This window comes from Rhizobium sp. CFBP 13726, from assembly GCF_014841925.1.
Classification (GTDB): domain Bacteria; phylum Pseudomonadota; class Alphaproteobacteria; order Rhizobiales; family Rhizobiaceae; genus Neorhizobium; species Neorhizobium soli.
The window spans coordinates 20,900-28,317 of record NZ_JACYUU010000010.1 but is presented as its reverse complement, the minus strand read 5'-3'; the positions used below and the strand labels follow the sequence as shown (position 1 = coordinate 28,317).

Below are 7,418 nucleotides of genomic sequence, written 5' to 3'. Positions count from 1 at the left end.
CCGGTAGCTCGTCAGGCTCATAACCTGAAGGCCGCAGGTTCAAATCCTGCCCCCGCAACCACTGTAACTTGTAAAATCTCCCACTCGGGGTAAAGAAGACGAAGCTCCTCGGCATACTGGCCGAGGAGCTTTTCGCGTTTCTCCTCGGTGTCGATCTCACCAGACGCAATCCGCGCCATCAGATCGTTGCCTGCCGCACCGATGAACTGCTGTTCCATCAGATCGAGGACCTCCATCGAGGCCATGGTGTTGGCAATCGAGCCGTGCACCTGCAAACTCGCCGGCTCATGGCCTGGTGTCTTACCGATCACAACGGTCTGGATCAGATCGCGAACGATCGGCATAAGATGCTGCTTTGCTTCTTCGTTGCCATTGTTGCGGGCGAGGAACAGCAGTTTGCGAATGGCAACCTCGACATTGGTGGGATTGAACTGCTGCTTCAGCTTTGCGATCTTCTCCTGATAATCCTCCGCCGGCGCGTCCATGCCGGCAAGTTCCAGTACCAGCTTCCCACGCGTGGCTTCCAGTTCATCGAGTTGGTCATCGAGGATGGCAAGGCGCGGCCGGCCTTCAGCGTGCCGGTCCTGGATCTGTTGCATCAGGCTCTTCTGGGCTGTGTTAATCGACCCAAGTTCGGCCTCCAGCGAGGCCTTGCGGGATGGTGTAGGCTTCAGCACTGAGACTTCATGCGCGATCATCTTCTCTGAAATTCGGTCGAAGGTAGCGAGCGAATAGAAGGCCGCCGGGATGCAGTTGAGGACGCGGTCTTCAAGTTCATGACGCGTAATCGTCTTGCTGTTACCGCAGCAGGAACCGCCAAGTTCGTCGATTGGCAGGCGCTTTTTGCGGTTGGTGCAGCTGTAGCGTTCCTTGCCACTGATGGCAAAGGGTCCGCCGCATTCGGCGCATTCCAGCATCCGGCTCAAGAGATATTCTGGTCTGCGCGTCGCGGTCAGTCGGTTGCTGGTGTTATTCTCGTACAGGTCGCCAATCACCACATCGCGTTCCCGCGCGCGGGCCCACAGGGCGTCGGTGACCATACGCATTGACGGAACCTCAGATGATACCCATTCACTGGCATCGTTAGGCCGCGCCGTCCGCGCTCGTTGGTCGGTTCCTCGCAGCTGAAGGTCGAGGTCCGCATGAGTGACCATCACGTGAACCTCATCGCAGAAGGTGCGGATCTAGCGTTGCGGGTGGGCCAGCTTTCAAGCGAAGATCTGGTCGCAAAGCCGCTCGGATTTCTCCGCCAGGGTACCTAAGCCTGTCCGGACTGTCTTGAACGCTTTGGACATCCCAAGGTGCCAGAGATCTTGTCTCGCATCGGCTGATCACCTTCTTGCCGCCCTCGGGCCGTCACAGGTCCATGGTCTATTCGGCAGCTGGAAACGACGTCGCGATCGATACCTGCGGGGCAGTCGCAACGTTTACCAATGGTGAGGCGATGGTCGACGCGGCGACCGCGGGGATCGGTATCGTGCAGGCCCCAGAGACCTATGCGAGGCAGGCGCGCACAGGCGCTCTGCTGCAGTCTTGACCGGGCAGGAACCGCCCGGCGCCGCGGCGCAACTCGTCTATCCTCCCCGCAGGCAGTTGCCGCGACGTGTCCGCGCCTTGATGGCTTTTTTCGTCGATGCGCTTTTGAGCGAAAGTGCTTTGGATCAAGACAGGGCACTGCTCAAAAGCCGTGTTCCCCTGTGACACCGAGCCATGCTCTCTCAGCCGCCGTCTTTGCCCCGCATACATACATCGGGGATGGGCTGGAGCTAAAGGAGAAGATTTAAATCAGCAGCCCGCGTCCCGCACTGCTGGGCACCGTATCTGTCCCATCACCGGGTAGAGCACGACTGGCGTCCCGTCTTCGAGCAATCCTGCGGCGTCATTGCCCAAGATCATCGGGAACGGGATCGGCTCCTCTAGGGAGGTCATCCCGCAAAGGGTGAAGATGTCGTGCCTGTTTAACGTAACGTGGCAGTTCGGACATCAGCCGCACTTTACAAAAGGGGCCGCCACGCACCAGCAGGCTTAGGGCTGTGAGAGCCGCCCGGCGGCGTAGTCGCGCGCAAGCGCAATAAAGGCCTGGAAGGCGGCGGAGAAATTTCGCCGATTGGTATAATAGAGGCACAGGGGCACGAGCGGCGGCGTCCAGTCTTCGAGAATACGCACGAGCCGTCCCGCTGCGATGTCTTCGCGGACATCGGTTTCCATGAAATAGCCGATCCCCACGCCGTTCGCCACCGCGATCCGCGCCAGGGATGCTTCGTCAAGGGTGATCGGCCCGTCGACGTCGAGCTGTCGTTCTGCACCCTCCTTCTCGAACCGCCATTGGAACAATGCGCCATTGCCGCGAGAACGTTCGAAAATTTCACTGCGATTTCGGGATCGGCAACAAGTTTACTGTCGACTGGAAGGTGGTGCACATCGCGGCCGCGGGAAACGTCGTGCTGAACGAGCGGAACGACATCTTCCTTCACGAAAACGGCTGGCGGATCACGCTGCCCGTCATGGGGACAGTGACGGTCGAGAACGGCGTGATCACGGTCTGGCGTGATTATTTCGATCCGGCAGACTTCGACCGCCAGTTGAACCAGATCGGGAAGTAGTCGAACCAAGGCCTCTGACAAGAGGTGGCGTTTGGGTCAAACTCGGACAGCAGCACCAACAGATACTTGGATGTCCGCTATCGCCTTTCGGCACAGCAGCATCGGACAGGCCGCTCCCGGCCCCATATTGGCCACTCCGGTCAGTTTCCCAAGTGCGCCGGACTGATCTGAGGTCGAGTAGTCCAGGAGAAGCTCCAGGATGATGTGCTTGAGCTTGCGACAGGCCTCGAACAAGGCCTTGGCCTCTTCAATGCCCAGTTCGGCCACGAAGGTGTCACTGTCTTTCTTGCGTTCCAAGCGGTGGTCGCTTTCCAGAACGCTAGGGCGCCACGCACGACCGGTCCAAGCCCTCGATTACCCGGGTCGCCGGCAGCGACGCGGCGGTTTTCTTCGCCTCGATCAGCGGCACCAAGAACGGAGACAGCACGCATCATAGGTCTAGTGCGACCTGTTCAGTTCGAATTTTTTACTAGCAGCTGATAATAATGAGGGAGGTCTGCAGTAGAGTCATCGATCGATCCGGAAAACGCCATGCGTCTGGTTGGAATGCTAAATCCTTTTTCCCTGGCGGGCTCCGACATAGCTTCACCAGAACAGGTGGAGTCTACCCTTCGCGAGCTTTACAGTAGCAGGCCCCATGTTATGGCAACTCTGGGCATTGCGCTTGCGAGCCAAAGCGCAGCCTGGTCTGGGGCGGGCCGGGCAGGCGTTGTAGCAACGGTTGTCGCGGTGACGTGCCTGCTATTCCGGATCCTTATTGAGTATTTTTACGTCAGGCGTGCCTCCTTCCCTGTGCAGGAAAGATGGGTTCTGCTTTTCGTTGCAGGATCGCTGCTTTCGGGACTTGGGTGGGGTATTTCTTGCTCGGTACTCCTTTATGGAGCATCAGCGACCACTCAGACGATCACTGTTGGCGTAGCCTGTGCGATCGTTCAGGGTGCGGCTGGAAGGGCATTCATGATGCCCGGAACGGCCTTTATCAACATCGCTCTTGTTCTTGGACTAATGGGAATTGCTGCATTTCTGGATGGCAACTACGTCTTTATCCCCGCCTGCATTCTATACTACTGCTTTCTGTCGTCATTCATCGTTCAGATGGTGAGAAACCGGATGGGGCAATTGCGTGCGGAGGAGATGAGCGAACGGCTGCTTAAAGAGCTCACCCTCAAGAATGATCTCCTCCGCGTGGCGAACGACAAACTGGCAGAAAAGGCTTTCGAGGATCCCCTTACGGGACTGGCGAACAGGCGAAAATTCGACGAAACTTTTGATGAGGCGCTTGCGGACGCCCCTGAGCGACAGACCCCAATCTCCCTGATGATGATCGATGTCGATCACTTCAAACTGTTCAACGACACCTATGGGCATCAGGCAGGTGACAGGTGCTTGCAGGTGCTATCGAAAGCTCTCAACGAGGTAATTTCGCCGAGCGGTCTACTGGCGCGCTACGGCGGGGAAGAGTTTGTGGCAATTTTACCCGACCACGATAACTCCAGTGCTTTTCGCGTTGCCGAACGCGCGCGGCAGGCGGTTCAACTTACGCGGATAATTGGCACGGAGAGATCTCCGCCGTCGCAGACTGTTAGCATTGGCCTTGTATCGTGCATGGTTGTTCCTGGCGTATCGCGCGAGTCGATTCTCGCAGCGGCCGACGCAGCACTCTATGAAGCAAAGCAGCAGGGTAGAAACCGCGTGTGTCGGGACCAAAATTTGGGAGCCACAAGTACCGACGCCACATGAAACAGGCTTACCAGCCGTCGAGTTTACGCCATGAGCTGTCCGCGGCTCTCGTCCAGCGTATAAGTCGGTCCGTCGCGCCGGCTACGAGGACGATACAATGGCCCCGGCGGCTAGACGAGGGCCGTAACGGTATCACTGCAGCTGATGGCGCCAGTTTTACGGACTTAAATTATCGATGCGGCGCTGGCTGACGGACTATGGAAAGAACAAATGACCATCGCCCCTGATTATGAGGCGGAGCTGGATCAGAAACGTGCCGTCGCGGACCAGGTAGCCGCCGTCTGGATCGGTGCGGCTGACCTTGGTTTCCTTCGCCTGCGGCTTGCATTCCTTCTTCTTGAGCGGCTTCTGGCCGTGGGCCACGCGCTCTGTCTCGATCGCCCGGTCGCGATTCGCCCAAGAGTCGGAGCGCTACTTCTGCAGCACTGCGAGGTCATAATTGCCCTTGTTGGCATGGCCTTCAGATGGGTCGAATCCGTACAAAGGACCTTGCCGTCGACCAGACCTCGGGCAATCAGCCTGGCTGACGGTCGCTTCAAAAATGTCCCGGGCAACGGGCGTATCGTTGAAGCGGCGGCGGTTCCTCAAACTACTGACCTCGAATCGACCGGGACAGCCGCATGGTCGAGAGCAGATGAAGGCAGCTTGTTTCCCGGCCGGCCGATCGACATTAATCAACTCCAGATCATGATCGCGGCGGGATGGATCCGGTGAAGTTAATCTTTCTTCGTTCATAGCGCGTGGCGAAACGGCGAAAGCGTCTGAGGCGGCTAGTCGAAGCCGCATCTCGGCAATATTGAGCTCTTTCGATATTCGTAAGGTTTTTGAGCCAAAGTATTCGCTCTTGCTAATGCTCTGGAATTTCGGGATGAGGAAAAGAATACGGCTGCATCAAGTGCGGGTCGGCATGTACGTTGACGAACTCGAGGGTGCGGAAGTGTCATCTTTTCATATGGTTGGTTCTATCTCGTCTCCGGGTGACATCGACCTCTTGATGAACAGCCGTGCGATCAGTGTCGTGATCGACACGCGAAAGGGTTTGGACGTCGATCTCGACCGCCGCGATGGTAGTGCGCTTGCTCTTGCCAGTTTCGAGTCCGATCTCGGTTCGAAGTTCAGCGCTGAGCAAATCCAGCTAGCAAGAAAGGCCATTGAGGATACGCGACCTTGTGTGAGAGATCTTCTCGTGGAAGCTCGGCTTCAAGGGGCATTTCGTCTGGACGTAGCGGACAAGGCTGTCGAACGGGTAATGTTGGAGGCCATGACCAATGCCGGTGCGATGATCGCGGTGGCAAAACTCAAGAAGAAGGACGAGGGGACGTTTTTGCACTCGCTGGCTGTCAGTGCGCTGATGGTTACCTTCGGGCGGAAGCTCGGCCTGGATGAGGAGAAGGTAAGGCTTCTGGGATTAGGCGGGCTTGTTCATGATTTGGGTAAGATGTTGTTGCCGGCGGAATTGTTGCGTAAGCGCGGAAAACTTACAACCGATGAACTCGGAGTGATGCGAACACATCCGATGCGGGGCTACGAGATGCTGAAGCAGATTGAGGACTCGCCGAAACCTGTTCTCGATATTTGCCTCTACCACCATGAGAAGTTCGATGGCACAGGGTATCCATACCGGTTAGCTGGATCGGCGATACCCGATGCAGCACGCGTTGCCGCGATCTGTGACATCTATGACGCCCTCACGTCGGTGCGGCCCTACAAGCGCGCTTGGTCTCAGGCTGAGGCTGTAGAGACCATGTTACAATCCCGGGGGCATTTTGATCCCGACCTGCTGAAAGCCTTCGTATCGAAGATGGTTGTCAATGGCACCATCCATTGAGGAGGCACTGCGGGGACAGACGGCCGCATCGAGACCGACAACAACAGCGTCGAGCGGACCATCCGGCCGATTTCTCTCAATCCGAAGAACGCACTCTCAGCTCACGATGCGGGGGCCGAGAACTGGGCGACCATAGCGTCGCTGATCGAGACGTGCAAACTCAATGCCGTCGCTCCACTGGCCCATCTGAGCGCCACGCTCACTGCCATCGTCAATGGTCACAAGCAAAGCAAGATCAACGAGCTGATGACGTGGAAATATGCCGTCCGGAAAAGCTCTAAGAATACAAGACATTCCAACTAAATGTCTTCACAGTAATCTCAGATCGTCTCCGTAAGGGCAAATTCGAGGAAGCAGCATGATCATTTGGTCAAAACCGCGCATTGTGATCATGTTTATCCTCATCCTCATCCTCATCCTCGTCTTCGCATGGGCTGGAATCGAAACGGTCATTGCAGATCAGAAAGGGGGATGGCCGCTCGTCTTGTTCGCCACCGCGCTCGCCATTATCTTCATCGTATCTCTGTCCACAGCACAACCTCGGACGGAGGTACTCCTAACCCAAATCAGCCAGTACCCAAAGCCAATTACACTAACGGGACGCAGAGGCCGCGGCCTCTTTTTGGCTCTAGCCTCATCTATGATTGCGCTGGTGTATCTCTTCGGCCTGTTGTCCTCCCCTGCGTTTCTAGGAAGCGTGGTTCTTTACACTGTTTTGGTGGTGGTCTTCGGCGCTCCGGCCCTGATTCTGGCAGCCGCCACAATCAAACCAAATCGCCTAACCATTGACGCGGAAGGCCTAACTCACAAAAACATCTTTCAAACCAGACGATGGGAATGGCGTGACATCCAAGACTTCAGAGCGATCTCTGCGGTGACGTACGGAGAACGCATCATAAAAGTGAAGGACAAAATCGGTTTCGATGATCGTAACGCCAAAAAAACGGCTCGCGATGATCGACAGAAGAGACGGATCGGGGCGTCCACCAGCTTTCCTAACCACTTTGGCCTGTCTGACGATGAACTAGCCTATGCCCTCAATGCGTGGAGGCGACGAGCAATCTCTGATGGGCGACCGTTACTGACCGCCGCCGTAAGAGCGCTCCCGTCCGCCTTACAGCGAAGGCAAGAATAACGCTGGTAGGAATCCCGTCATAGTCAATGTGCTGTGGCCACACCGCATACGGCGGTCCAATCGAAATTAAGTCACTATTTTCTATCCTCACACCTATAATGAGGTGCAATAA

6 protein-coding genes and 4 pseudogenes are annotated in these 7,418 nt (G+C 56.6%); 6 read left to right on the top strand and 4 right to left on the bottom strand.

The window, feature by feature from the left end; genetic code table 11:
- Nucleotides 1-17: 17 nt before the first annotated feature.
- Nucleotides 18-1,046 (bottom strand): zinc ribbon domain-containing protein, encoded by a 1,029-nt coding sequence (locus IFT66_RS23155; protein ID WP_192079123.1) that lies wholly within the window; start codon nt 1,044-1,046, stop codon nt 18-20.
- Between the two features lie 320 nt (nt 1,047-1,366).
- Between IFT66_RS23155 and IFT66_RS23150 the strand changes: the two genes are divergently transcribed.
- A complete protein-coding gene (locus IFT66_RS23150; protein WP_156461751.1) occupies nt 1,367-1,537 on the top strand; it encodes a hypothetical protein in 171 nt (56 codons plus the stop codon).
- A 488-nt stretch (nt 1,538-2,025) separates the two neighbouring features.
- Here the strand turns inward: IFT66_RS23150 and IFT66_RS23145 are convergent.
- Nucleotides 2,026-2,343, bottom strand: a pseudogene (locus IFT66_RS23145) (LysR substrate-binding domain-containing protein); the annotation flags it as partial.
- Here IFT66_RS23145 and IFT66_RS23140 point away from each other — a divergent pair.
- Entirely contained in the window at nt 2,334-2,603 is a 270-nt protein-coding gene (locus IFT66_RS23140; protein WP_192079122.1) for a limonene-1,2-epoxide hydrolase family protein, read from the top strand. The pseudogene IFT66_RS23145 and the gene IFT66_RS23140 sit on opposite strands and share 10 nt — an antisense overlap.
- Nucleotides 2,604-2,741: 138 nt before the next feature.
- On the opposite strand, the pseudogene IFT66_RS23135 reads toward IFT66_RS23140, so the two are convergent.
- Nucleotides 2,742-2,941, bottom strand: a pseudogene (locus IFT66_RS23135) (GntR family transcriptional regulator); the annotation flags it as partial.
- A 619-nt stretch (nt 2,942-3,560) separates the two neighbouring features.
- On the opposite strand from IFT66_RS23135, the gene IFT66_RS23130 reads away from it, so the two are divergent.
- Entirely contained in the window at nt 3,561-4,343 is a 783-nt protein-coding gene (locus IFT66_RS23130) for a diguanylate cyclase (protein ID WP_192079121.1), read from the top strand.
- Between the two features lie 255 nt (nt 4,344-4,598).
- Here the strand turns inward: IFT66_RS23130 and IFT66_RS23670 are convergent.
- A pseudogene (locus IFT66_RS23670) lies at nt 4,599-4,952 on the bottom strand (IS5/IS1182 family transposase); the annotation flags it as partial.
- A gap of 259 nt (nt 4,953-5,211) precedes the next feature.
- Here IFT66_RS23670 and IFT66_RS23120 point away from each other — a divergent pair.
- From IFT66_RS23120 to IFT66_RS23110, 3 genes and pseudogenes are all read left to right on the top strand, one after another.
- On the top strand, nt 5,212-6,171 hold the full coding sequence (locus IFT66_RS23120) for an HD-GYP domain-containing protein (protein WP_192079119.1): 960 nt from the start codon (nt 5,212-5,214) through the stop codon (nt 6,169-6,171).
- A gap of 15 nt (nt 6,172-6,186) precedes the next feature.
- Nucleotides 6,187-6,474 (top strand): annotated as a pseudogene (locus IFT66_RS23115) (transposase domain-containing protein); the annotation flags it as partial.
- Nucleotides 6,475-6,529: 55 nt separating this feature from the next.
- A complete protein-coding gene (locus IFT66_RS23110; protein WP_192079118.1) occupies nt 6,530-7,306 on the top strand; it encodes a PH domain-containing protein in 777 nt (258 codons plus the stop codon).
- Nucleotides 7,307-7,418 lie beyond the last annotated feature (112 nt).